Source organism: Nocardioides sp., from assembly GCF_050699375.1.
Taxonomy (GTDB): Bacteria; Actinomycetota; Actinomycetes; order Propionibacteriales; family Nocardioidaceae; genus Nocardioides.
Genome location: NZ_JBOHDN010000393.1, coordinates 1 through 2,640 on the forward strand (window position 1 = coordinate 1; position 2,640 = coordinate 2,640).

General features: G+C 65.6%; 2 protein-coding genes and 1 pseudogene. 1 reads left to right on the forward strand and 2 read right to left on the reverse strand.

Translation table 11 applies throughout. The features are described from left to right. Positions 1-133: 133 nt before the first annotated feature. Positions 134-661 carry a hypothetical protein gene (locus tag ACRDPS_RS25735; RefSeq protein WP_431504515.1) on the reverse strand — a complete coding sequence of 176 codons (528 nt, stop codon included), beginning with the start codon at positions 659-661 and terminating at the stop codon, positions 134-136. A gap of 379 nt (positions 662-1,040) precedes the next feature. On the opposite strand from ACRDPS_RS25735, the gene ACRDPS_RS25740 reads away from it, so the two are divergent. Continuing rightward, positions 1,041-2,375 carry a hypothetical protein gene (locus tag ACRDPS_RS25740; RefSeq protein WP_431504516.1) on the forward strand — a complete coding sequence of 445 codons (1,335 nt, stop codon included), beginning with the start codon at positions 1,041-1,043 and terminating at the stop codon, positions 2,373-2,375. A gap of 10 nt (positions 2,376-2,385) precedes the next feature. Here the strand turns inward: ACRDPS_RS25740 and ACRDPS_RS25745 are convergent. Further along, a pseudogene (locus tag ACRDPS_RS25745) lies at positions 2,386-2,640 on the reverse strand (NADPH:quinone oxidoreductase family protein); the annotation flags it as partial.

Genomic DNA, 2,640 nt, shown 5'->3' on the forward strand with positions numbered 1-2,640 from the left:
ATTTCAGGGAGCCGCGAAGGAGGAGGTCCCTGCCCGCCGAGTCGTTGCCTGAACGCTGTGTCTCTTAACCCGGGAGCAGTGGTCTGTCACGCGCGGTCATGGAAGTCGCGCCGGGCAGGCATCGACTTGCTTCCTATGATTGCGACTGATTCGTCGCGGGATCGACTTCAATCGGTTCATCGGATGTCAGCTCGGCCCATGCGAGGGCCGCCGCGCCATTGAGAACGCCCAGAAAGACGACGATGAGCATCAATACGCCGAAGGCTGTGCATAGAACGCTGACGAGGAGAGCAGCGACGTAAAGTGGAGTCGAGTCGTCTTGGCCAATCCGGTACGCGACGGAGGAACTCGCCGATCCGCCGCCAACAGTGCCGATCAGGCCAATGATCAGACCGATATTCATCGACCTGGCTCGCGTGCGGTTCGTTCCGCTCCTATCGCGAGTAACCGCTCTTGCGTACTCGCTCACATGGCGGTGGACTACGACTTCCATCTCGCTGTACGACGGACGTTCTGAAGGCAAGGTGTTGAGAGTGGCGATCTCGTCGTTGAGGAGGCGCAGTGCCCGAGTTCGCGGCGACGTGTACTTGGACACCCAGGCTGCGGCGCCGGCCACCACGGGAAGCGCAACGGCGATCAGCGTCGTCCAGAAAGTAGTCACGGGCGGAGAATCTAGAAATCGGCCTCGGGCGGAGGTCGCGGATGGCATGGCATTCCCTCAAAGTTGAGGATGGGCGCGGTGAACCTTGTCCCGACGTGATGCCACATGGGGCCGTGTCGGGCGTTGAGGTCAGTCAGCGAGGAAAGAGTCGGCAGTCGAGGGTCCTGGGTCCCCGCGGCTGGTGCTGAGCATCGTCGTCCGGACGGCGTTGAATAGTCGGTGCGGTCGGCGGGGAACTCGAGTCAACCCGTGCGGGCCGGGCTCGTTCATGTCTGCTGACGTATCTGCGCCATACGGGCACGAGGAGTGGCGTCAATATGCCATCTGACCTGGGGGAATATCTGATCATCGGTCCCTGAAAGCTGGTAAAATGCGGAGCATGGAAGCACTCCTTGGCCCCGACGACACCGCCAGCGGTCTGCTGGCTGCGGTGCGTACGTCTCGGGTGGTCGCGGAGCAGGCTGATCGGGATGTGTTGATCGCTGCTGCGCGGTTCGCGGCGTTGCATTCGGTCGACTCCGTGGAGGAGTCCGCGCGGCTGGACGAGGGCACGTTCGGGGACCGGATGCTGCCGCTGGCAGGGCAGGGGGCGCCGTTGGTGTCGGAGGCTGCGGCGGTGGAGTTCGCGGCTGTATGGGGTCGGTCGACCCAGGCTGGGAAGAGGTTCCTCGGGGACGCGGTCGAGCTGCGCTACCGACTCAAGCATGTCTGGGCACGGATCCTGGACGGGTCGCTGTTGGCGTGGCGTGCCCGTCGGATCGCGGACCTGACCCGGAATCTCGATGCCGAGGTCGTGGCATGGGTGGACAAGCAGGTCGGGCCACACGCGCACAAGATGGGGCCGGTCCAGCTCGAACGCGCAGTCACGCAGGCAGCGGCCTTGTTCGAACCAGATGTTGCTGCTGCAGTCGCCGAGTCCGATGCGGTCGAGCACCGCTCGGTCACCATCACCACCAACCAGACGACCCCGTTCGTCGGCGCAGGCGCCGAACAGGGGCAGGCGGTCCTGGCCCTGGGCTATGTCGACGGGGTCCTCGACGCTGCGGACGTCCTGGATCTGGAGCAGGCCGTTGCCGCGATCGCGCACGGTCTCCTCGACCAGGACGGCTACACCGATGCAAGCCTGGACGTACGGCGGGCCGCGGCGCTCGGGGTGCTGGCGCGGGCGTACAACTCCGGTTCCTTCGACGGCGTGCCAGGAGCCGCTCGCGTCGTCGAGCTGGTCATCCACACCGACACCCGCGAGCTGGCCGGAACCGGTTTGGTGCGCCTCGGAAACACACGCGGCCTGGTCAGCATCGAGCGCCTCGAGCAGTGGGCCACCACTCCCGGCACGGTCGTCAAGCCGATCGTTGTGGTCGACCTGGCCGCAGACGTCGAAGCCGCCGGTTACGTCCCGACCACGCGGCAGCGGCGCCAAGCGGAGCTGATCCACCAGAAATGCTCCTTCCCCTACTGCCAAGCGCGAGCCGAGCGCTGCGACCTCGACCATCGAGCCGCCTACGCTGATGGCGGCCCGACCAGCAGCCAGAACCTCACCCCGCTGTGCCGCCGGCACCATCGGATGAAGACCCATCACGGCTGGCGCTACCACCGGATCAGAGCAGGTACCTACCGATGGCGCAGCCCCCACGGTTACGAATACGTCGTCAGTCCGGTCGGGACCATCGACGTCAGCGACGACCTCGATCCACCCCTCACTCTCGCGGCGTAGGGGCGAGGGCTCAGGGCACCAGCGCGATCTTGCCGACGGTGGCTCGCGCCTCGAGCTCGGCGAGCGCCTTCGGCCCGTCGGCCAGCCCATAGATCGTGGGGTGGCTGGTGCCGAGCACCCCGGCCGCGATGAGTCCGAACATCTCGCCCATGACCTCGCCGAAGATCTGCGGGGCGGACTGGATCAGCACTCCGATATTGAGGCCGATGACATGGACCTGGTGCTGGTAGACGAGGTCCCAGTTGTTGATCGTCGCCTGGCCACC